General features: G+C 44.3%; 14 protein-coding genes. 6 read left to right on the top strand and 8 right to left on the bottom strand.

Going from position 1 to position 23,910, the window contains the following annotated elements; translation table 11 throughout:
* Positions 1-14: 14 nt before the first annotated feature.
* Positions 15-10,406: a hypothetical protein gene (locus tag AC3CIA_RS05925; RefSeq protein WP_488518874.1), complete on the bottom strand. Its 10,392-nt coding sequence runs from the start codon at positions 10,404-10,406 to the stop codon at positions 15-17.
* 306 nt (positions 10,407-10,712) lie between these two features.
* Between AC3CIA_RS05925 and AC3CIA_RS05920 the strand changes: the two genes are divergently transcribed.
* Positions 10,713-12,572, top strand: coding sequence for a helix-turn-helix domain-containing protein (locus tag AC3CIA_RS05920; protein ID WP_488518681.1), 1,860 nt, complete (start codon positions 10,713-10,715; stop codon positions 12,570-12,572).
* Between the two features lie 28 nt (positions 12,573-12,600).
* On the opposite strand, the gene AC3CIA_RS05915 is transcribed toward AC3CIA_RS05920, so the two are convergent.
* Positions 12,601-13,467, bottom strand: a complete 867-nt coding sequence (locus tag AC3CIA_RS05915) for a LysR family transcriptional regulator (protein ID WP_488518680.1) — start codon at positions 13,465-13,467, stop codon at positions 12,601-12,603.
* Between the two features lie 141 nt (positions 13,468-13,608).
* Between AC3CIA_RS05915 and AC3CIA_RS05910 the strand changes: the two genes are divergently transcribed.
* Entirely contained in the window at positions 13,609-13,983 is a 375-nt protein-coding gene (locus AC3CIA_RS05910; protein WP_029222090.1) for a YybH family protein, read from the top strand.
* A 212-nt stretch (positions 13,984-14,195) separates the two neighbouring features.
* Here the strand turns inward: AC3CIA_RS05910 and proX are convergent, their stop codons facing one another.
* The 3 genes from proX to proV are packed head-to-tail and all read right to left on the bottom strand — an operon-like array spanning position 14,196 to position 17,481.
* Positions 14,196-15,203 carry a glycine betaine/L-proline ABC transporter substrate-binding protein ProX gene (proX, locus tag AC3CIA_RS05905; RefSeq protein WP_065205515.1) on the bottom strand — a complete coding sequence of 336 codons (1,008 nt, stop codon included), beginning with the start codon at positions 15,201-15,203 and terminating at the stop codon, positions 14,196-14,198.
* Complete coding sequence (gene proW, locus AC3CIA_RS05900) at positions 15,196-16,290, bottom strand: glycine betaine/L-proline ABC transporter permease ProW (protein ID WP_004734649.1); 1,095 nt, start codon at positions 16,288-16,290, stop codon at positions 15,196-15,198. The genes proX and proW overlap by 8 nt, the downstream gene beginning before the upstream one ends.
* A 3-nt stretch (positions 16,291-16,293) precedes the next feature.
* Complete coding sequence (gene proV, locus AC3CIA_RS05895; RefSeq protein ID WP_017079026.1) at positions 16,294-17,481, bottom strand: glycine betaine/L-proline ABC transporter ATP-binding protein ProV; 1,188 nt, start codon at positions 17,479-17,481, stop codon at positions 16,294-16,296.
* 745 nt (positions 17,482-18,226) lie between these two features.
* On the opposite strand from proV, the gene AC3CIA_RS05890 reads away from it, so the two are divergent.
* Positions 18,227-18,964: an HAD-IIB family hydrolase gene (locus AC3CIA_RS05890; RefSeq protein ID WP_428786631.1), complete on the top strand. Its 738-nt coding sequence runs from the start codon at positions 18,227-18,229 to the stop codon at positions 18,962-18,964.
* A 38-nt stretch (positions 18,965-19,002) separates the two neighbouring features.
* Here the strand turns inward: AC3CIA_RS05890 and AC3CIA_RS05885 are convergent, their stop codons facing one another.
* Positions 19,003-19,215 (bottom strand): TIGR02450 family Trp-rich protein, encoded by a 213-nt coding sequence (locus tag AC3CIA_RS05885; protein WP_146457346.1) that lies wholly within the window; start codon positions 19,213-19,215, stop codon positions 19,003-19,005.
* 173 nt (positions 19,216-19,388) lie between these two features.
* Between AC3CIA_RS05885 and AC3CIA_RS05880 the strand changes: the two genes are divergently transcribed.
* Positions 19,389-19,664, top strand: coding sequence for a nitrogenase-stabilizing/protective protein NifW (locus tag AC3CIA_RS05880; RefSeq protein WP_004734654.1), 276 nt, complete (start codon positions 19,389-19,391; stop codon positions 19,662-19,664).
* Between the two features lie 137 nt (positions 19,665-19,801).
* Positions 19,802-20,926 (top strand): M14 family metallopeptidase, encoded by a 1,125-nt coding sequence (locus AC3CIA_RS05875; protein WP_114633252.1) that lies wholly within the window; start codon positions 19,802-19,804, stop codon positions 20,924-20,926.
* A 155-nt stretch (positions 20,927-21,081) separates the two neighbouring features.
* Here AC3CIA_RS05875 and AC3CIA_RS05870 read toward each other — a convergent pair whose 3' ends face one another.
* Positions 21,082-21,438: a hypothetical protein gene (locus AC3CIA_RS05870; protein WP_054546628.1), complete on the bottom strand. Its 357-nt coding sequence runs from the start codon at positions 21,436-21,438 to the stop codon at positions 21,082-21,084.
* A gap of 218 nt (positions 21,439-21,656) precedes the next feature.
* A complete protein-coding gene (locus AC3CIA_RS05865; RefSeq protein WP_054546629.1) occupies positions 21,657-22,283 on the bottom strand; it encodes a LysE family translocator in 627 nt (208 codons plus the stop codon).
* Between the two features lie 245 nt (positions 22,284-22,528).
* On the opposite strand from AC3CIA_RS05865, the gene AC3CIA_RS05860 reads away from it, so the two are divergent.
* Complete coding sequence (locus tag AC3CIA_RS05860; RefSeq protein WP_488518679.1) at positions 22,529-23,767, top strand: DEAD/DEAH box helicase; 1,239 nt, start codon at positions 22,529-22,531, stop codon at positions 23,765-23,767.
* The last annotated feature ends 143 nt before the right edge of the window (positions 23,768-23,910 follow it).

Raw genomic sequence — 23,910 nt, 5'->3', positions numbered from 1 at the left:
ACGGTTCCAATGGCTTACTTCTGTTCACTTTCTTGATCTTTGCGATGAACGCTAAAGTTGAACTTGGTGAGCTTGTTCGGGGTAATTCGCAACACTTTCGGGTTTTCGCTCACCACTTCCATAGAGGTGGATAACGAATCAGTGTCCAACTTCACTAGGAAGTTCTTACCTTTCTTATTGAGTACCCATTGGTCGGGCACGTGGTAACGACCGTACTGGTCTGTGTAAATAACGATTCCCTCAACCGTCATCAACTTAACGCCCGGAATACCATCTTCGTAAATACCTTTGTTCTCGATAACGATTTCCCACAGGTAATCCTCGCCATCACGATACAGGTTTCTGGTTACGTTGAGGTTTTCCGCGCTCAGTCCCTTCTTCTTATCGGATTCATGCTTAAACTGAATCTGACCTTTTATGTCGAACTCAATACGAGAGCCCGCATCGGTCGTGACATAGAAATCAAAGCTCTGCTGTGTGCGAGTCTTAAATTGGATAACCACTTTGCTGGTTTCTGGCAGTGTTCGGTTTACTGAATGACCCCAAAGATCGCCAAGATCCAAGCCCTGCTCAAGCCCAGAGTTTATCGCGCCATCTTGAACTGCAACGTCTTGACCATCACGGATGATGTGTGTCGAGTCAGCGATGTAGCCTTGCGTTGATAGGTTCGCAGTTAACTCAACATCAAAAGCGGTTGCATCAGCTTGGAATCCATCCTTGTTATGATCTTCAAAAACTTTACCGATGATTGATGAGGTATCGAACACCTTATCCGGCTCTACGGTCACTTTAGCGGTGTCTTCATTGGAAACAGCCGAGCCATCCACTTTCGCGACTGCGGTGTTGATGTAGTCACCAAAGGTGGCACCTACCGATACACGCAATAAGTATCGAATACGTATCTTCTCGCCCGGATCAAAGTTCAACGAAGTGAACATAAGCTTGCCGGTGTCAGATGGCTCTTGCGAGATAACCTGATCGTCTTCCGTATCAAACTCACCATCGATACCGCTCAACACGATTTCTGATGTGTCCACGATATACTTTAAGCCCCCCGGATAACGGTCTTCTACCGCCACGTTCTTAAAGTAAGATTCATTGTTGTTTTCGACGATGACCTCGTACTCAACCGCATCACCGACTTGCGCGGTATCTTGCAGTGCAGATTTAGTCAGCTCCAATTCCCCAGAGTTATCAGGAATCTTCTTGATGTGAGTGGTTACGCTGTCGCTGGTTTCGGTACCGTCAGATTCGGTCGCCGTGAAGGTATTAGTAATGTCGTCATCCAAACCTTTACCTAATGTACCCACCACTTCAAATGCATAGGCATTTCGCTTTTGGGACTTCAGGTTAACGGTAGTGTCTAGGTCTTTGCTCGACGGGAAGCTATGACGCTGAATCACCGAGCCTGTGTCATCGACTTCCACGCCTTCAATCGTCCAGTCAGTAAACACTTTGTTGCCAACGCTATTTTGCAGCTCGCTGATCTCATCAGTGAGTCGCACATTCGCTGCATTACCTAAACCATTGTTGGTCACGGCTAGGTAATAAGTGACACTGTCGTCATCTTCAGTGTATTCAGGTTTGTCTGAACGCTTTTCGACAACCAGATCTGCACCCACTGGCGGTAAATCCAGAGCTGATACTTGGTCTGCCACTGCCTGCATCGAGGTTTCTGATGCCAACATGCCTTTAGAACGAGCACGCATCGTTGGGCTACCGGTTAAATCAAGGTAGTAGCCAAGCACATCGATGTTGGTCAGCATGTCTTCGTTAACTGTCAGGGTGAAGGTGTAATCAATCTTGCCGCCCGGCGCGATATCGACCAAAGTGAATAAGTCTTTGTCATGATCAAACGTACCCGGTTGCGTTTCAGCCCCTTCCGATTTAGCGGTAAGTGTCCAACCATCAAAAGCATTGCTGCGAGAACCGTCGATGTAATCACCCATTGACTCAGAGAACTGGGTGTAAAGCGCGACATCTTTAGCGATGCCACGACCAATGTTTTGTACCACTAAGTGATACTCGACTTGGTCGCCCGGCACGTAATAAGGTGCGTCTGTAAAGAGATCGGCTTGAACAACCGCGGCAACAGTTTGAACCGGAGGGCTAACCACATCACCGCCGTCGACTTGCGCTGTATTGATGATACGCCCAGTCGCAGTATCGACCACGGTACCTTTTGAGCGGAATACAACCGTACCGTGCGGAGCAATATCCACACTGTATTCCGTCGGGCTAACTTGCTCGGTCGTAGTCCCGACCGTGGTTGAGTCAACAACCAAAGAAGTGGTTCCGTCAACAAAAGCAGGCCCAGTGGTACCATCGTAATAGCTCACCTCAATGGTACTCATATCATCGACAACGCTTAGGTCACTGATGTAGTTGTTTGAGGTGTTTTCAATAGTGATCAAGAATTCTAGCTCACCACCCGGTTCATACTCGGTTTGTACGTTGGTTTTCGTCGCAACAAACTCAGAGCCTTTCGGCGTAATGACTACCGTCGAGTCTTGTGGTGTACCGTTGTAAGTGATGGTTGCCGTGTTACTGATATCGCCAATCGCCGTAGTACGAATCAACGCCTTAACGTGGAAAGTCACTGTGCTCTGTGGCGCAACATCCATACTCACATCAATGTCTTCACTGAGGTCGAACGTCTTTGGAGTTACTACGGAGCGATCATCTGAGGCTTCAAAGCTCACTTCCCATAATAGAAATGCCGACTCTTGTTTATCCGCGGTCGTGTCGACTTGAATGTCACTGATGATGTCTTGCAGCTGAACGCTAGATGCAAACGCCTCAGAACTGTTGGTTACGGTGATGTCGTAGTTAATCAGTTTGGTTACTTCATAAGATGGCGTATCAACCGTCTTCTTGACCGAAACCGTCGCCAGCACTGGTGTGCTGGTTGCCGAGTCATTTAAAGTTGTGCCATCAAAGGTCGCTGATGCGATGTTAGTAATATCGCCTGTCGCAAGCGCATTCGTCGCTACTTGAATCGTAAAAACAATGCTGTCTTCCGGTGCGATATCGAGCGTCTCCTTGAGGTCTTCACCACTGGTTGCGTCTGGTACTGGCGTTTCACCCGTCGTCGATACCGCTGAAATTTGGATTGAAGCAGGATCAAAGGCTTGATTCATCTCACCACCAGCAATCGTGGTATCAACCGATTTCAACGCATCTTCAATCACAACATCTTCTGCCCAACCTAAGCCGTTATTTTTAACGGTCACGGTGTATTGAAGTGTTTCTCCCGGAAGGTATTCCGCTTTATCGACGTCTTTCGTGATCTCGACTTGTGCGTCTTCTGGAATGTAAGTCGCGTCTGCGGTGTATTCACCATCATTGCCAGCCACTTTAACAACGTTAGTGATCTCACCTTTGGCTTTGTCATTCACGGTATTGGTGACAACAAACGAATAGCTATCGCCGGGGTGAATGCTGTAAGTGGCGCTGTAACCTTGAGTGGTATTGGACACATCTTTGCGAGCATTCAATGTTGGGTCGCCACTACCATCAATCTGCTCATCGCTGATGATCCAGTTGCCGGTAAGGGCTTGTTCTTGATCTGGGCTATTCGCCACTTCTGTCATGATGGTATCAATACGATCCGTCAGGATTTGATCGACAAGATAACCTTCACCCGTGTTAGCCACAGTGATCTTGTAGGAGATAGGTTGACCTGGTTGGTACTTAGCGTCAGGCTCGACAATCGGGGTGGCTTCTTTGGTTAGCACCAACTGTCCCGGTTGAGGCGTGATGTACCCCTCTCTTAAGCGAGCAATTTTCGAATCGTCCAAGCCATGTCGTAGGTATGCAGTATTGGTAAAGCGACCAATCGCGTCATCACGCACCTTGCCTTCAACATGGATTCGAACAACCGTGTACTTGTCACCACCGCCAGTGCCCGCATCATCACGCCCTGCCATCTTGACTGACTCTGCAGGTAAATCGATGTCTGGGCTGCTTTGCCCAACGAGCTTGTCTAACTCTGAGAAATCATTCGCGTTAGGATCAGATGGTGCAGAGTTGTATAAAATATCGTAATCGACACGCCACTCTGTGAGTGCGGTTTGCATTGAACCATCGACCGTTTCGACTTCGAAGCCACTGATGATGTCGCGGATTGAGAACAGGCCAGAATCCACATCGTCATTAGTGATGTCGATGTAGTAATTCACCGTTCCACCCGGTACGTACGTGGGTGTATCTGTCCACTTATCGATTAAGATATTCGAGCGACCGGGGTCAAGTACGATGTCGTTGGTGTCATCGCCGTTCACTTGTGCCGTGTTAGTAATGGTACCTGTTGCCGATGTTGAAACCGTGCCTTTAACATCGAACACGATGCGTTCGCCGGGGCGAAGATCGACAGTCACATCCAACGGGACACTTCCGTTGTAGTCGCCCTGTACGTCATAAGATCCTACCGGTTCAACTGCAATCGCTGTTGCCCAATCAGAGAACGCATCATCGCCATCTTCCGTTTTGATGGTATGGATGGCATCGATAACACGTACATCATTGGCAATGCTATCGCCCGTGTTATCTAACGTGACTTGATATTCAACATCACCACGTGGTGCATAAGTACAGCTGCTGCCATCGTTTGAAGGAACTGAACAGCCAGCCGATTCACCATCGGTGTATACCAAGGTTTTGAAGTAGTCGAGTTCAGCCGCTTGTGGTGGAATCGTTTCTGATGTTGCAGACTCATTTTCTGCCGTCACTCGGTTAGCTTCAATAATCCCCAAAGCGTCATCACGGATGACACCCGTTAAGTTGAACGTCAGTATCTCACTTGCGGCAATATCGGTTTCGATATTCAGGTTACTGTTTGGGTTATAGCTAGGAACATAGGTATCTACGTTAGCATCAATACCATTGCTGATTTCGTGAGTGATATCGCCCGAAACAAAGGCAGATTCCATTGTTCCGCCAATAACCTCAACTTGAATATCCTTTACCGTGTCTTTGATCTGAATGTCATTTGCCCAACCGTTTTCAGGGTTAGTGACCACAAATTCATACTCAACTTCATCACCCGGCAGATAAGTATCTCCATCGTTAAACGGGTTACCATTAATCGACACCACGCGTTTTTCAACGCTGATATTATTGCCAAGAGGCATTAGAGTCGCAGTGCGAACCATACCGTCATAATTCGCTTTGTTTTGAATATCACCCAACGCATCCTCACGAATCACAGCATGGATGGTGAACGTTAGGCTTTCTTGAGGTGCGATAACAATGTCGTTATCAATATCGATGTTATTGCCCGGTACAAAGTCAATCGCGTCGGTAATAGAGCCTGTCGCCGCCGTTTTATCTAGGCTAACTTCCCAGCCAGCCAAGAACGGTTGTCCTACAGGATCACCACCTGAAGTGGTGCTGTCTTCTGCAATACGAGTCTGGATTGCAGAAATGGTATCTTCAAGATGAGAGCCATACTCAATGCCGTTACCCGTGTTCTTAATTTGAACTCGGTAGTAAACCTCACTCTCACCAACGGCTTGAGAATATTCAGTTTTTTGCGAAGAGAACCCAGCATCATAAAACGCCTTTTTCGAGAATGTTATCTCAGGTTCTGACATCGACGTGGGTGGAGACACAGCGATAAACTGGTTGCCATCATCTTCATCGATATAAGCTTTGTTGGTAAAAGAGCCTACCGCTTTCGGGCTGATTTTGGCTTTGATAACATAACGTACAAAACCTGATGACATTGCGCGACCAAAATTATCTGCCGAGATATCGAAGTGCGTATCGATTGGTTGATTGTCTTGGATCGAGTTATCAACATCTGGGTCAGAAATACCTGAGCTGTCTGCAGACGTTTCGATAGTCCAACTATCAAACGCCGGACCTCGACTACCATCGTAGTATTGAGTGGTTATCTGATCGATGTCATCACGCAGGCTGATGTCATCAACGTGAGCCGCCGCGATATTCTCGATATAGATTTCATACTCGATGTAACCGCCTGGCATGTAGCTCGTTGCTCCCGGAATTTTGTTACCATCGGTATCGTAGTAATCTACTATATTTTTTTCATAGTCAATTTGGCGAACGGTTTGTGAAATATCATGGGAGATCGTATCTCCATCGACAGTGAGCACATTGATAATATTGCCATTGGCTTTATCATTAATAGTCGCGACCACTTGATATTCAAGCGTGGCACCCATTGGAATATCGGCTTCTAGATCTAAGTTACTGTCTGTTGATGTATAAACCTTGCCCGCACCCGCACCTGCATCCACGTATTCAGAATCAGTGCCCGTTGCGATAGAGGTAATGGTCCACGTTGAATACGCAGGTCCAGTCGTTCCGTCTACGAGATCGACGGTAATATCTTTGAGGTTATCAACGATTGGAATATCGTGAGCGTTACCTTTGCCGTCATTCTCAATCACTAAATGATAGGTCACGGTTTGAGCGGGCTCGTACACCACTTCATCGGTGGTTTTATCAAAATCTAAGTGGTAATCATCAGGGATGACCACTGTATCTCGATAGTGAATATTACCGACCGCATCAGGCCTAATAGTACCGGTTACCGTGTAAGTCACGTCTTCGCCGGCATCGATATCAATAGAGGTCACAATGTCAGTGTCGTTCGCAACATCACCGTCTTTTGTCCCATCGGTCGTACCCGCGTTTGTAGGGTCACTCTTAACTACCGCAACCGTAAACTTGTTGGTACCCGTTCCACCGTCAAAGAATGGATTGCCTGAACTGCCATCTTGTAGCTCCACTGATATGTCATTAATCAGTTCGTTAACGTCAACGTTGTTTCGATAACCGCGCCCGTCTTGAGAGTTGTACTTGATGGTATAAGTCAACTGATCGCCCGGAGAGTAACGATTAATATTGGTTGTACGAACAACGCCGCCACTGTTATGCACTTGATGGTTTTCAGCCACGGCACGTTTGGCATACTCACAATCGTCAGTACAACCGGCATTATCGTCATGAATCAGCACTGCTTCGTTGCGGATTATGCCGCCGTCTCTGTCAGCGACACCGTTAGATACCGCATTGTCTTTGACATGCGCCTTAATACGCACCGTGACAAAGTCTTTGGCCGGAATTGAAACTGGGAACTCCACATCTTCAGTCGTTTGAGGACCGAAACCTGAGCCAGTATCAACAGACCAATAGTCAAACGGGTTTTGATTAAGAACATCTTCTACTTCACCATCTTTATCATTCGCTAGCGTAGTGGTGATCTCACTCAGGCGATCCATGAAGATAAGATCGGTCTCATCAGTGTCGCTATTATTGCCAATAACGATGGTATAGGTGAGATCTTCACCCGGCGTGTAGCGGACAACATCGGTCGTTTTGGCTAATGAAACATTGATGTCATAGGTACTGTGTGAGTTATCTATTTGAGCGGAAGAGCTGTGGTCACGGTCTGTAATAGGATCGTAAACATCAACACGGTTGGATACTTGTTCTTCTTCATAGTCAGACTTAACAATGCCGCTCACCTCATAGTGAACCCACCCTCCAGGAGTGATATCAACGTCGGTATTGATGTCAGTGTCGTTAGCAATGTCACCGTAACGAGAACCCGGTTTATCGGTGTTGGTCGAACCTACAATTGTCCAGCTATCAAAGAAATTAAGTGTTGAAATGCTATCTTGTACCGTTGCGTCATTTGCGTAGCCGATGCCACGGTTATAGATATAAATATCGAACGTAGCGCGCTCACCTACAAGAAAATCGGTATTACGAGCTGTCTTAGCGACAACAAGATTAGGTTCATTTGGGTATGTGCGAACGGTATCCGATAGGTTAGTATCTGGTCCCGTCACTGTTGCGGTATTGGTGAACGCTCCCCAAAGAATCTCGCTGTCGACACTGCGATCGAGTGTCCCAACAATGGTATAGGTAATCGTCGCACCTGGCGGGATCTGAGCGGTGGCATCCAAATCATTATTATCCGAGAACGATCCAGGGTCGGTTACGGCTTTCACCCACGGAGAGTCTGCTTCTCTTTCTGCACTGATCGTCCACGATGAGAACACAGGCTTGGTTTCACCCGGTTCATGCAGTAACTCAGCCTCTATCGTGCTGATTTCATCTTTAATATTGATGTTAGACGCGAAACCATTCCCTTCTGGGTTGGTAACGCTGATTGTATAAGTGACTTCCTTTGTCGTATCGGTGTAAGCGTTTTGTTCATTGTTGCCATCGACACGCTTATCCAAGACTAGGTAATAGTCTCTTGGGTATGAACCTCTGTCGGAATAAAGCACGCTGTCTACCGTCACTTCATTTCGAATCTCATCATCGGCAATCGGGTTTACCACCGCTGCAATGCTGTAGATGATTTTGTCGTGTGGGGCTAGCTTCGCTTCCACATCCAAAATGTTCTTATTGCTCTGATTACCTAAAATTTCACCGCTAAAACCGGGATCACTGTTTATTGAGACTAAGTCATCCGAACCATAAGATTTCGCCGTCACAACCCAGCTCAAATACGCTTTGGTCGGCTCATCCGTGATTGATTTGGTCATGATTGATGCAATGTCATCGTATACTGGCACATCGATCGCGTAGCCATCACCGTTGTTTTCTACAGTAATTTCATAATTAAGATCGCCACCTGCAGAGTAGTAGCGTGAATCCACTTCTTTTTGGACTTTTAATTTCGAGTTTGGCATTTGAACACCAGAGCCTGACTCGCCTAAATTATCCCCTAAGCACAAGCCCGCATCGGTACCATCATCAACAATCTGACCAACACTTGTGTCTGCTACCTTTGCTGTCAGCTTGTAGTGAACAAAGCCCTCAGGTGCTAGATCGACTTTTAGGTTGATGTCGTTCGTAGTCCAAGCTCCATAATTAAATGAGCCATAGTTAGAACCCTCACCGCTGCTCTCATCCACTTCTAGCTTCCATTCAGAGAATGCAGAAGCGGTGGTGCCATCGGCTTGCTCTGTCACAATACAAGCGAACTTATCGATCACTTCAACATCGTTAGCGAAGAATTCAGTGTCTTTGTTAGAAATAACAATGTCATAGACCACTTCATTTTCACCCGATATCCCAGGTACATAAGTGGTATCTGTTGTGTTCTTGTTGCGGGTAATCTGGCTTGATGAAGAGTTTAGAACTTCTTGTGTATCTAGAGGGTTAGTCACCACATCAGCAGAATCAGCCGTGCCTTCGGCATTCACTACACGTGCGATAACTTTAGGAATTTTGCCAATTGAAACAGGGCTTACATCGACTTCAACCGAGTAAAGGATCTCTTCGCCAGGGTAAATAGAGACTACATCATCCAGTGAATGGTTGGATTCTACGCCGCTATCAGCCAGTTGAGAGGTACTGTTAGGCCCAATAGTAATAACTTTATTGGTCCAAGATTCGTAAGGATTCCCCTTGGTATCGTTAGCATTTTTATCGTTGCTGACATCGTTACCTAAGTCGGTCTCTAAATCGGCAAGTAGCTGCTGAATAGAATAGTGATACGCAATACCAGAGTTTTCTTGGTTGGTTACCGTAACCGTGTAAGAAAACTCATCGTCAACAAGATAGTTCTCTGTTTGGTTCAAGGTATGTTTAAGAGTGACATTAGGTGCTGTGGGTGGCGTTGTGATTGTGTCACCCGTTACCAGCGCATCTCGTGTTTCTGCGGTTATGTTGTCATTAACAATGTCGCCGACGAGTTTGTCGGCAACAGTCGTTCGAATTGTGTAGGTGATAGATCCGCCAATATCTATCGATGCATCAGCGACTGACAAGTCCCCTGAAAAACTATAGGTACCCGCATCACTTTCGCCGCCTTGGACCTCGGCAGAGTTCACGTTGTCAGTGAAGGCCTGTTGAAGAACACCATCGATGTCGAATGCCTTGATATCTGAAATAGCATCTTGAACATCAAGCGTTCTAATCACCGAATCGCCAGTATTCGACACCTTGATCGAGTACGTGAGTTCATTCTTCAGTTGGTAGTTTGTCTTGTCTACTGACACCACAACATCATGTTGGTACACACCACGCTGAATGGATTCTGTATTTGATTCAACAGCATCCAACAGTCCAGTGCTCGCACTAGCGACATTATCAATCGTACCTGCAGCGTCGGCAGAAACGGTGGCCACCATGATATAGGTCACCGATCCACCAGCCGCAATACGTACACCTGATGCATCTAAGTTTCCGAAGCGACTGTAATCACCTGGAGATGAAAGGAAGGTGGATTGCGCTTGAGTCGAGACTTGCGAGAACGCACTTACATTATTCCCTTGGTCATCTGTCGTTAAGATATTTAACAGCTCATCTTTAACGTCCAACTCAGTGATAGCTTTATCCGACTCATTCGTTAAAACAAGCGTATAAGCCACCTGCTGGTCGTTGTCGTAAGACGCACTGTCAACAGACAGATCTATAACAAGACCCGTTGTGTCCGCATAGGAGGTCAATGGAAACAGCAGAATGGATAAGAAAAAGGCAAGATTGTATCTGAACATTAACGCGCACTTCACAGTAGATTGACAAGTGTCTAGGCAAAAAGCCATAGATTTGACGTCACCAATTTGGCACTTAGCCTATTAGGGACATGCGCAACATACAGTTCAAATAATCCGAACAATTAACATCCGTAAAAAACAAATTACTGAAGATGTTAAATAGAGAGTCTGATGTCTAAATTAGAATCAAGACATTGAGTTAATTATCAGAAGGTTAATGTTTTAATGAGTGAGTTTTCACAGTTGTTACGTAACTTCAGAAAGGAACTTCAATTTACACAAACAGAGTTTGCAACCTACTTAAATCAGCTAGACGATGAGTTTAATGCGGTAGACGTCGTAACGATAAATCGCTGGGAAAACAGTAAGGTAAAGCCTAGTGCATACAAAGCACTCAAGATCTTACAGTACCTTGGCGGAGATTTGTTTGAGACAATAAAGAGCTTTAAATCCGAACAAAAAGACACACTAATCGAACTGTTTTTAAACGAATCCTATGGTTCATTTCAAAGTAGAATTTCAGCTCTATCAAGCCTGAATGAACAACAAGGCAGTCGCAGCTTTAAGTCACAGCCTTTAATGTCAGAGCCTTGTGACACTGGCGTTATCGACAGAATCAAACTACTTTCTAAATTCACAAAAGTCGATATTTCGCCACTGAACCAAATTGATTTATATCTTTATTACTGTGAAAAAAAAGCACACGGTCACAAGCTCATCAATACAGATGGCGACATCGTGAGTCACAACGTAGGCTTTTTCTTTGAAGAGCATCAATTCGAGAATTTAAAGACTCAAGAGCTAGATCTAAGAATGGCTTGCTCTTTAAATTCAAGCAAAAGCATAAATTATTTTAATATAAGCTCACACTCAGAGACAAAACATCATGTTATTGAGCATATAGTTTCAGATATACAGTTACTTTCTCAGAATGAAAATATAAAAAGATACTCTGTTTTAGTAAAAGATCCCAACATGATGAAACTCTTGAAAGGCGTGGGATTTGAAGTATTCAAATTTTCAGAACCTTCTGCTAAAAAATGTAATATCACATTCAAAAATAAACATTATAGCTACTGTATATTAACGATTGACAAAATAGACTATCTGACTAATCGGAATGTAATGTCACTAATCAAAGATGAATATTCTACCATGATGAAATTTCCGCAATTACTGCGCGAAGCGCGCAAGAAGTTGAAGTTAACGCAAAAGGATTTTGCGGCATACATTAATCACTTAGATGATGAATTCAGCTCTGTAGATGTCGTAACGATAAATCGATGGGAAAATAGCAAAGTAAAGCCAAGTAATTACAAAGCCCTAAAGTTATTAGACAGCCTTGGTCTGGACTTGTATACAACGTTGAAATCCTTTGATTCCGAAGATAACGAAGACAGTGCACTACTCGAAGACTTCCTTCGTGAGAGGTTCTTTTCGTTTCAAAGCCGAATATCGTCTATCACTAAAGGGGAGATAGAAGAAGGCTGCGACTGTCAGATCATGCCATTGATGACAGATCAGAATGACAAAGCAGTAATAGATAGAATAAAGCTGATTTCACAATATACAAAGGTGGATTCTTCAGCCCTTGATACTATCGATCTGTTTCTCTATTGCAGTGAAAAAAAGGCGCATGGCAGAAAAATGGTCAATGTTAATGGTGATATTGTTAGTCATAGCCTAGGTTTTTTCTTCAACGAAGATATATTCGCCCAATACCAGAATAAGAACCTACATATTAAGCAAGCCTGTTCTTTAGAATCCAATCATAACTTAAATTACATTGTGGTTAGCGGTCATTCTGAGAAGCGCGAACAATCTATTGCGAACCTAATTTCCGATATGAAGCTTCTTGCAAGAAACACTAAGATTAAAAAGTATTCCATGATCATAAAAAACCCCAGTGCATTGGACCTTATGAAGAATATCGGATTTGAAATCTATAAGTTTTCTGAACCAACAGAGGAAAAGTCGAACATCACCTTCAAAAACAAAAACTACCGCTATTGCGTACTTACTATCGACAAGATTGAATTACTGAGTAACAAGAATGTTATCGCATTCATTAATAAATATGGTTAAGCACCAGATTTTACTAACTATAGGAATCTTATACTAAATTCTTCTTAAGCTTCTCTTCCAACGCTTGGATACACAGCTTGATAGCGATAGGCGTATTTGAAGCGAATGGGTTTAGCGCATAAACCGTGTTGGTCGGTAGTTGGAATGCTGGCATCACGTCGACAATTTCATTGGATAACTGAGGAAGACAAAAATCTGGAATCACACCGATACCAACGCCAGATTTGATCAAAGCAAGACAACTGTGAAAAGAGTTCGTGGTGCAGCTTGCTTGTTGTTGATAAACAAAGTCTTGCTCATTTTGAGAACTAAAATGATGAGTCACCTGTTTTCCCTGCCAAGAGTTTGCAATATAAGGAATAGATTCAAGCTCTCTATCTCGCATGCTTTCAACACCACACAACACGTCTTTAAACTCACCTAAGCGTTTCTGCTTAAGATTACTGTCACGCGAGCTTCCCACACGTACCGCGAGATCAATATCGTGTTCCATGAAATCTAAGTGCTGATCATCGCTGATCAGTTCTGGCTTTAGCTTGGGGTATTGCTTCATCAGTTCCGCAACAACGGGCGCAACCAATAAATCCATCAACGCGTTCGGAGCCGTGATACGAATCCGACCTTGTGGCTCTTCTAGCTCAGCTTTGGCCATATCCCAAGCCGATTCAGCGATCACGTTAATGTCTTTGCAACTCAAATAAAAACGCTCACCCATGCTGGTCAGAGATTGCCTGCGTGTTGTGCGCTTAAGAAGAGAAGCGCCTAGCTCTTGTTCTAAGATTTTGAGGTGCTGACTGACGACAGATTTAGATAACTCAAGCTTTTCAGCCGCAGCTGATACTGAACCCTGCTCTACGATATGAGCGAAAATCGACATCTGCTTTAACTTACTCATCTTATTGTTCTCTTTTTACAAACAGTATTTTCTATTATCTCTGTTTTTCAAATTAATTTCCAAGACTAAACTCAATTCAACTTATCGAGATACCAAGTCAAAAAAACAGTGCTCGACACAATACTGTTATGGAGAAAGACAATGTTAGACAACCAAATTTTAGAAGCATGTAAGCAGGGCATTAACGCGTGGCAAAAAGCTTTCAACAGCCAAGATGCGAAAGGCTGTGCAGATCAATATACTGAAAGCTGTGTAATGGAAGCGCGTCCGTTTGGTACTTTTGAAGGCCGTGAAGCGATTCAAGCATTTTGGCAAAACATCATCGACCAAGGCTTCAAAGACGTTGATTACACCGATGTAAAATGGGAAGAACACCCAGAAGGTGGTTACATTCTTACCGCTAGCTGGACAATGAACAAAGCGTTTGGTGTTGTACATCGTGAGCACTGGGCACTAGAAGCGGATGGTTGCGCTCGTTTAGTCAGCGATGATTTTGAGGTTCAAGGCGAACGCTAGAGCTGTAATTAAAAGCTAGAAGCTCAAAGCTCAAAAACAGAAACAGAAAACAAAAAGCCAGCAATCCAAATTGGACTGCTGGCCTTTTAATGTTTGACTCTGTCGCCTTTTCACTTGATTTGAAGGTGATTCAGTGACTCTACACAATCACTCAACACGCTCATCATTTCAAATCAAAATGTCTGGTAAGACAGAGCAAATACAAGTCAAAGTTACAGTGCTGCTTTCTTCGCTTCTGTAATCCAACCATCGAACGTGCTTTGGTTCGCTTTAATCCAACCGTTTACGTGCGCTTCGATATCTGCAGAGCTGTTCTTACCTTTACTCATCATCATGTTCTGAGCACTTACATCATTGATGTTAAGTTTGATGATTTCGAAAAGCTTCGCTGCTGATGGGTTGTTCTTAGCAAACTCTTTGTTCGCAATAATGCGCATTGAGTTCATTTCGAAGCCGTAGTTTTTGCCGTTAGATAACGTCGTGTCCACATTCGAACGCTCGCCAGGAAGTGCTGAGAAAGGTACTTCTAACCAAACTACATCTTCGTTAGGTACCAATACGCCACTTACCCAGTAAGGTGTCCACGTGTAATAAAGGATTGATTCACCCTTTTGGTAACGAGAAATGGTATCTGCGATGATCGCCGCATAGTTACCTTGGTTGTGAGTCACCGTATCGTCCAATTTGAACGCTGAAAGTTGATGTTCAATCACCATCTCACAACCCCAGCCTGGGTTACAGCCTGTAAGGTCTGCTTTGCCATCACCGTCAGCATCAAACAGCTTCGCGATTTTCGGATCCGTCAGTTGACCAATGTTAGTGATGTTGTATTTTTCAGCCGTTTTCTTATCAATCAGGTAACCTTGCGCAGCACCACTTACATATTGACCTTCACGGTAGAATTTTTCATCACCACCCGCCATTTTGTATTTATCAGCATGAAGCGGGAACCAACCTACCGTTAAGAACGTTGCGTCACCTTTTGCGATAGAGGTGTAAGCTACGTTGTAGTCCACTTCTTGTGTTGATTTTACGTCATAGCCAAGTTCTTCTAAAGCGCGGTTAACAATCAACGTTTGGAATGTTTCTTCCGCTACAGACGATTGAACTGGCTGAACTGATACACCTTCACCCGGTAAGCTTGCTGCCCACACGTTCGTTGATACTGCTAATGTAGAAACGATGCTAACTGCAAGTTTGCTCTTCCATGAATTATTCATTGGTGTTTTTCCTTAATTGTAGTTCTGATTTGTTACCGCGATTTATCGCATTGAGCACAAGAGAAACAGGGCCCATGTGGTACCAGCGTAATTTTGTATTACCTGCATTTACCCCGAGAACTTGGGTAATGCGGTCAAGTAGGATGGCGAGAATAACGATGCCGAGACCACCAACAGCGGCCAGTCCCATATCTAGACGGCCGATACCTCTCAGTACCATTTGACCTAAACCACCCACCGCGATCATTGATGCGATAACCACCATAGATAGCGACAACATCAGTGTTTGGTTCACGCCCGCCATAATGGTTGGTAATGCAAGTGGCAGTTGAATTCGGTAAAGCATCTGCTTTTTGCTTGCACCGAATGAATGACCCGCTTCGATCAAATCTTCCGGTACTTGCTGAATACCTAGGATCGTTAAACGTACCACCGGTGGCAGTGCGAATATAATGGTCACCACCACACCCGGAACGTTACCGATACCAAACAACATTACGATGGGTACTAAGTAAACGAAGGCTGGCGTTGTTTGCATAGCGTCCAGAATTGGTCGAACGAATTTAGCCGCCGTGTTACTTCGGGCGAGCCATATCCCCATGGGTAAACCGATCAACAGGCAGAAGAATACAGATGTCATCACCAGTGAAAGCGTGGTCATCGCTTCAGACCAAGCGCCAATCAAACCAATCATAGTAAGAGATACTGCCGTAGCAACACCCAGTTTCAGGTTTGAAAACTGCCATGCCACCAAGAACAAAATGATGAGCATAAATGGGGCTGGCGTAGACACCAATGCCGTTTCAAATGAACTTAGAATGAAATCGATAGGTACACGAATTGCTTGAAACAATGGTCGTCCATGTTCAACTAGCCAATTCAATCCAGACTCAACCCAAGTATCAACAGGCAGAACGGCTTCTGCAAAAGGATTAAGAGGATCAAAAGGAATGGTTTCTACGGTTTCACTGCTTAGCCAATCTGCCGATGGTGAAGTGTCAGCGGCTTGACCCCAAGGATCACTTGATGGCTGAGCGGCAGGAGCAGACTGTGACCATGGGTCATTATTTGTTTGTTCAGACGACATGATCTACCCCTTATCCAATGTTTGTAGCAAACGTGACTTAGTTACCACGCCAAAGTAATTACCTTGCTCATCCACAACAGGAACTGAGTAAGGCACACCACCAACAAGGCCAAGCACGTCATTGATTGGTAAATCAGGGTTCAGCGTTAATCCATCATCGAGCTGCGCGCTCACTAATGATTTGTTCTCTTTGTGAGCTTTGCGAAGGGAGTCAATGGAAACAATGCCGGAGTAAAGACTGCTCTTCTCAACAACGATGCCGTATTCACGGTCGTTATCCATTAGGATTTGCAGAGCGGAAGCTGGGCCGTCGTGTTCTGACTTTTTAAATACCGCAGCCGGTTTCTTACGCGCAATATCTTTCACAGTAAGTACGCTTGCGACATTTACACCACGGAAAAAGGCTTCGACATAGTCGTTCGCTGGGTTGTTAAGAATTTCGTCTGGTGTGCCCACTTGAACCACTTCACCGTTTTGCATAATGGCAATACGGTCACCGATTCTCATCGCTTCATCCAAATCATGGGAGATGAATACAATCGTTCGTTTATCGTCATTTTGAAGACGAATCAGTTCATCTTGCATTTCAGTACGAATCAAAGGATCGAGTGCCGAGAACGCTTCGTCCATTAACAGGATATCTGGGTCACATGCCAAGGCACGCGCTAGACCAACACGTTGTTTCATACCGCCAGACAATTCATCTGGGTACGATTCTGAGTATGCGCCAAGGCCTACGCGCTCTAACGCTTCAAATGCTGACTGTTTTCGTTTATCTACTTCAACACCTGCCAACTCAAGGCCAAATGCAGCATTTTCGATAACTGTCATATGCGGCATCAGTGCGAAATTTTGGAAAACCATGGAGATGTTGTTGCGGCGGACTTCGCGCAGTTCATCTTCTGAGATGTGGGCAATGTCTTTGCCTCGAAGAAGCACATTACCTTTGGTAGGTTCGATTAGGCGGTTAAGAAGGCGTACTAGGGTTGATTTGCCAGATCCTGACAATCCCATAATCACGAAAATCTCGCCTTCTTGAATACTAAGAGAAACATCGTTAACACCGATCGTTAACCCTGTTTCTTCGAAAATTTTGTCTTTATCCGCGCCTTCATTAATCATCGAAAAAGCACGGTCGGTATCTTCACCAAACACCTTGTACAGTCCCTTAACTTCCAGTATGGGATCCATATAATCTAATCCTTTCTTAGCTATTTTAACTTAAAAATGGTTATTTAAGCTCGAAAAACGATTAGCACTCTAAGCAATGTGAAGCTGTAAATCAAGGGGTTGCGTTCGGTAACCCTTATCAAAAACAATCATTTCGCCAACCAAAATTAAGTTTCAACATCCAGATGAAAACCACCAAAATACTGATAATAAAGGATATTAAAACGATATAAATGCGTTCGAGATTATCTATTACTTACTGATAGATTATTGAATATTTATTTCACATTAAAACAATTAATGGGTGAAACAGACTAGGATCCAACGCAAATACTTCGTGTACAAATAATTCGAATACAAACTATTTATTGTAGTTTTAACGATATCTAAAAACTGGAAATTTGCGCATTACGAAGAGCAAAACCTCCCCCTTTCTTCTTTATCGACGTAACAAGAAGATCGGTATAGCTTCGGCAAGAACGCAGAGGTATTCACAACCGCTCATTTAAACCAACAGAGGGCCAGAAAGTCACTATATAAAAATAGAAATAGCCGATGGAATAAACCAAGTTTGGCACTGGTCAAATTGATAGAATTATCTTCAGTATCCAAAACATAACGCCAAGTGTGATGCTTACTGCAAACTAATGAGTGTCGATTATCTAAGCCGAAAGACAACTTGTAGAGTCCTCATTGCTGAGCCATTATTTATAGAAGAAATCGACATACTTTCCGCGATTATTAAAGAAAAGGACAAGGCGCTCGAATGATAAAAATGCTGGTGTGTGACTTTGACGGTACGCTTGATGGGGGTTCATCTCATGGGGTTAATCAGTTATTTGACTACTTAGCGGAGCAACCCGATATCCGCTTTATCATCGCGACGGGTAGAACTCTGCCCTCAATCCGAGTGGGTTTGGCATCAAATAACTACCCGAAACCACACAGTATTATCAGCGATGTGGGTACCAGAATTCATCACGTTCACTCCCAAAAGCCTGATCATATTTGGCACAACCAATTAGAAGCTTCTTGGAACAAATCAAAGGTAGAGTCAGCACTGGCGCCACTCGATTTCATGGGCGAACGCTTAGAGAGCCATCAGGGTGATTACAAAATCACTTTTGAAGGAAAGCTCTCAGAGCCTCAGCATGAACTGATCGAATCGAGCTTAGAATTACATGGGATAGATGTACACCTCACTTACTCTCACGATTGGTACCTAGATATCACGCCTAAAGGTGTCAATAAGGCCACAGCGATTCATCATCTACTTAAACAACATGAGTTGAGCGTTGAAGAAGTGTGCGTTGCCGGTGACTCTGCCAACGACACCTCTATGCTGACGATAAAGGGCGTAAACTCAATATTAGTGGCTAACCATTATCCTGAGGTCGCTCACTTGTCTGATCGAGACAATGTGTATACTAGCAGAGCAACACACGCTGAAGGTGTGTTAGAAGGACTCAAATACTGGCAATTGCAAACGGTAGCGGGCAGTTAAAACGGGTGTAGTGAGATACTCTTCGTTACTTCACGTCCTTACTTCCAACCTGGAAGCCAATGCTCCTTGTCGGTTAGATCTCGCCAATTAATGGCTTCCTCTCGTTTGGTCATCACTGCTTCTATCAAGCAACGAATCACCTCCCCTTCTTCGAACTCGACCTCAGTGACCATAAAGTGCTTTTCTTTCTTAACTGGGCTAACCGCGGTCCATTTACTGCGGAGCAGTTTCGTTGGGTTAATTCGATTCATGATCCTTTCCTGCACAGTTGGTTGATGTTTTATCTATAAGCTTCAAAGAGTTAAAAAGATCATTTTAAGTTGAAAAAGCCCACGACTAAAATCCAGATAAGTCATAACTAAAGTCAATAAAACAAGTCGTAGACTCGGTACAATAGCTGCCACCAGTTCAGAGACTAATCCCCATGAACCAAACAGAATTCCAGCAAAAAATAGCGAGTTTCACCGCCATAGAACAAGCGCTTGATTACTTTGAAATTGGCTTTGATAGCAAGTTTATCGACCAAAATAGAATAGAGCTCGTGAAGCGCTTTAATGGTTATCTGATCCTCTCGAAACCCGATGATTGGTTTTCTGGAAGAAGAGCACTGAAAAACGCGTACTGTAAGGTTCAACGCAGTAAACTGGATCGCTACACACGTTCTGCTTGTCGTGGCTGTACGACTTGCCAACGCCGCTAGTTCAAAATCAGATAGCTTAAACGTAGATAACAAAAAATAGAGAATTGAAATAACATCTCATTACGATTTAGTTAGTGGTTTGCTCGAAAAAAAGTGTGCTAGTCTTACGGCAACTCAACTACGAGATAAAAACTACAATGAAAATTTTCAGCAATTTCGAAAGCGGCAACATTCACGTCGTTTCAGCAGATTCACCACAAAATATTCAACTGACTATCCCAGCAGACAACCAGACTGAAATCTCTCAGTGGTTTCACTTCCGTTTAGAAAGCGAAGCTCAACAAGCTCACCACTTTGAAATCGGCCAATTGGCAACATCTGCTTACCCTGATGGGTGGAAAGATTATGATGTTGTAGCATCTTATGACCGTGAAGAGTGGTTCCGAATTCCATCTCAGTTCGATGGCGATACATTAAGCTTTGATATCATCCCTGAACACGATTCAATGTACTTCGCGTACTTCGCGCCGTACTCATACGATCGTCACCAGGATCTTCTGCACAGTGCTCAAACGCACCCGGCTTGTAAGCTTGAAACTCTAGGTCACACGCTAGACAACAACGACATCACCTTGCTAACCATTGGTGAGCCAAGTGAAGATAAGAAAAACATCTGGGTTATTGGTCGCCAACACCCAGGCGAGACTATGGCTGAATGGCTAATCGAAGGTCTGCTGCAACGCCTGCTTGATGAGACAGACACAGTCGGTCGCTCTCTTCTAGACAGCGTTGTTTTCCGTGTTGTGCCTAACATGAACCCAGATGGCAGCATCCGTGGTCACCTGCGCACTAATGCGATTGGTGTAAACCTTAACCGCGAATGGCAATCACCTTCTCTAGAGCGCAGTCCTGAAGTTTTCCTTGTGCGCGAGCGCATGCTAGAAACTGGCGTTGATCTGTGCCTAGATATTCATGGCGACGAAGCAATCCCGTATAACTTTGTAGCAGGTAGCGAAGGCACACCTTCTTACAACGAGCGCATCGCGAAGCTAGAGAACCACTTCAAGCAAGCGCTTCTGACTATCACGCCAGAATTCCAAGATGAATTTGGTTACGATAAAGACGAACCGGGCAAAGCAAATATGACCGTCGGCACAAATTGGATCGGTGAGCAGTTCAAATGTTTAGCTTACACTGTCGAGATGCCGTTTAAAGATCACATCAGCCACGCTGACGAACTTTACGGCTGGTCTCCAGAGCGCAGTGTTGCATTTGGTCACGACATGCTAGCAGCGGTTTGGGCAACAGTAGACGAGCTATAAAACGAACCATAGACAGGCTAAGCGCCTTAGTTTGTCCGTATAGTTAGTTTGCTTGCATATATAGCAAAGCCCAGCACTTGTGAAAGTGCTGGGCTTTTTAATATCGGATCTGAATGAATGACTTGGGCTTTAAGGCATCTAACTTTAAAAGCTTTTTATGCCACTCTGAGGCTAGCAAAAAATACTGGGTATCTTTGTCTAATGTGTCTTTGTTCTGACACCATATCTTTGAAGCTTGGTCCTTCTAACAACTGAACGATAACTTCGTCGCCTTCTTGTCGCAGCACTGCACCACTAATATCAATGGTGTTGTTATCGTGCAGTCTTAAACTGCCCGCCATTGAGAAGCCTCGATAAACAGGAATGATGTTACGCATCATCAAGCGCACACCCTTTTCAGACACTTCGCTGACATGAAAAAGCTCATCCTTAATTCGCATCACTGGACGTGCCTTTTTTGGGTACTTCAAGCGGTAATATTTGCGTTTCTGGGTGAATGACTCTTCACTCATCTGCGACTCCCTGTCTCTGTTTATTCGGTCAAGCAATAGCCTTTAGCTTCAATTGGATTTCGAACGAACACATTCACTGAATTGATATCTGACCATTATATCGACTTTACGAGCTAATGCTTTAGAGATTTATGCACAGAAACAAGGATTGTTGAGTATTCAGTAAAAAGTGAGATATGAGTCGTAGATGCTAGGGGGTCGATTATTAACTATGAACCCTAAAGCTGAAACAGCGCCAACTGAATACTGAAGCCAACAAACAACAACCCGCACACAATGTTCATCCATTGAGACGTGCGCTTTTTCGTCAATAATTTCTTAAACGTATCAGCCATCAAAATGACAACCAAAAACCATGTAGCAACCACTGTCGCCTGTATCGCGCCCAGCATTAAACTGTCGGACACAATGTGATCCTTAGAAACAAACTGAGGGAATATCGAAAGGTAGAACAGAACGATTTTAGGATTCAGTAGGTTAGTGAAGAGTCCTTTGAAAAACTGGTTATAAAGCTTACTGCCCGATGCGCTCACTATAGCAAGCACGCCCTCTTGAGCTCGCAATGCCGCCCGAAAATGGTTGTACCCAAGCCATGCTAAGTACAATACACCCACCCACTTCAGTCCCTCAAAGGCCATTGGAGTCTGAGATAACAGTAAGCTCATGCCATTCGCAGAAACAAACGCATGAAACAAGAACCCGCATGACACACCCAACACGTTAATAAACGCAAACAACTTTCTTTGAGTTAAAGCCGTGCTCAATACCAACAGAGCATTTGGGCCTGGAATGATCGCAATAAAAAACACGATGACAATAAACAGCCAGATACTTTCCCAACTCATTTCGCTCTCATTTCCTTAAAGCTTCCTATTCATTTCTTGATCATTTTAGGGCAGGTATTGTACGTCCATTCAATACCATTACAATATGCCAAACGTTTAATTAGCTTGCCTTAGTTCAGTTGTATGGATAACGCTTAAATTTAACGTGTATAATTCACCCGTTTATCCTGTAACACAGCAAAACTCATTCTCTAACATTTATAGCCCTGTTAGACTCCACCTCTATTTTGATACTTGGTTCATTTATGTCATTTGATAACCTCACCCTTAACGCAAAAACCGTCACAGCGATCCCTTCTCAATTCGACAAACCGACTGAGATACAACAAGCGGTAATTCCATCAATTATTGCGGGTAAAGACGTACTTGCGTTGGCTCAAACGGGTAGCGGAAAAACATTGGCGTTCGGCTTACCCTTGCTGAACAACATCAACCATGATGTGAATGGACTGCAAGCGCTTATCATCGTCCCGACACGTGAACTCGCGTCTCAAGTGACTGAATCTTTAGAGCCGGTGGCGACAGCGCTCGATATCAAATTCGTAACCTTAACCGGTGGCGTGAATACTGATGATCAGCAGCAACAATTACTAACCCAACCACAATTAGCAATCGCTACTCCGGGGCGTCTACTTGCTTTAATCAAAAGTGGTGAACTGGATGTCGCTCAGTGTTCATCATTGGTTCTTGATGAAGCCGACCGCCTGATCGACATGGGATTTTGGCCAGATATTCAAGCGATTATTGCAGCACTACCGAGCAAACGTCAGTCACTGTTGTTCTCTGCGACACTTCCGCCCGAATTAGTGGGGCAAGCTCAAGAGCTTCTTTTAAATCCAGTTAAAGTCACGACACACCAAGAAAACAGCGTGGTCGCGACTATTGAGGAAACACTGTATCTAGTGAATAAAGGCAGTAAGGCTCAAGCACTTATCGCCCTACTTCATCAGACCCCATGGCCGCGAGTATTGGTGTTCATTGGTGCGAAAGACAATGCCGACGCATTAACCAAGCGATTGAATAAAGCCAAAATCAGTGTGAGTGCGTTACATGGAAATAAGAGCCAAGAAGAACGAGAGCAAGCATTAGAAAGTTTCAAAAATGGCGAGACTCGAGTGCTTATCGCGACAGACGTGATGGCTCGCGGCATCCATATTGATCAGCTGCCTGTCGTGATTAATTTTGATTTGCCGACACACTCCGCAACTTACGTACACCGAGTTGGTCGCACAGCAAGAGCAGGAAGCACTGGTTGCGCTATCTCTCTGGTTAGTCACAGCGAAACTGATTACTTGAATGCGATTCGTAATCTGACCAATAAGCCTCTTGTGCTACAAGAATTAGAAGGTTTCCCTGTGACAGACAAACCTGCATCGGAAGCGACAGCTCGTAAACGTCCACCTAAAGACAAAATGGCTAACCGAAGAACCGCAAAGAAGAAAAGTGCTAAGCAATTTAAGAGCAAGCCAAGTTCTTCAAAATAACCAGCTCTTCAAAATAACCATAGAAAATCGATTGGCCCAGTTTGTACTGGGCTTTTTATATGCAATCAGATGTAAAATCACAACCTATCGACTCAGACAAAATGCCAATTTAAATGACACTTTTGTGAATTATGATGCCAAGG

It is taken from the genome of Vibrio sp. QJM3NY_27 (genome assembly GCF_057785955.1).
This window is presented reverse-complemented; position numbering and strand designations above follow the sequence as displayed.

Coding starts and splice junctions, on each gene's coding strand:
- AC3CIA_RS05875 (WP_114633252.1), top strand. CDS start 19,802: ATGAAAATTTTCAGCAATTTCGAAAGCGGCAACATTCACGTCGTTTCA.
- AC3CIA_RS05915 (WP_488518680.1), bottom strand. CDS start 13,467: ATGAGTAAGTTAAAGCAGATGTCGATTTTCGCTCATATCGTAGAGCAG.
- AC3CIA_RS05885 (WP_146457346.1), bottom strand. CDS start 19,215: ATGAATCGAATTAACCCAACGAAACTGCTCCGCAGTAAATGGACCGCG.
- AC3CIA_RS05890 (WP_428786631.1), top strand. CDS start 18,227: ATGATAAAAATGCTGGTGTGTGACTTTGACGGTACGCTTGATGGGGGT.
- proX (WP_065205515.1), bottom strand. CDS start 15,203: ATGAATAATTCATGGAAGAGCAAACTTGCAGTTAGCATCGTTTCTACA.
- AC3CIA_RS05920 (WP_488518681.1), top strand. CDS start 10,713: ATGAGTGAGTTTTCACAGTTGTTACGTAACTTCAGAAAGGAACTTCAA.
- proW (WP_004734649.1), bottom strand. CDS start 16,290: ATGTCGTCTGAACAAACAAATAATGACCCATGGTCACAGTCTGCTCCT.
- AC3CIA_RS05910 (WP_029222090.1), top strand. CDS start 13,609: ATGTTAGACAACCAAATTTTAGAAGCATGTAAGCAGGGCATTAACGCG.
- proV (WP_017079026.1), bottom strand. CDS start 17,481: ATGGATCCCATACTGGAAGTTAAGGGACTGTACAAGGTGTTTGGTGAA.
- AC3CIA_RS05880 (WP_004734654.1), top strand. CDS start 19,389: ATGAACCAAACAGAATTCCAGCAAAAAATAGCGAGTTTCACCGCCATA.
- AC3CIA_RS05870 (WP_054546628.1), bottom strand. CDS start 21,438: ATGAGTGAAGAGTCATTCACCCAGAAACGCAAATATTACCGCTTGAAG.
- AC3CIA_RS05860 (WP_488518679.1), top strand. CDS start 22,529: ATGTCATTTGATAACCTCACCCTTAACGCAAAAACCGTCACAGCGATC.
- AC3CIA_RS05865 (WP_054546629.1), bottom strand. CDS start 22,283: ATGAGTTGGGAAAGTATCTGGCTGTTTATTGTCATCGTGTTTTTTATT.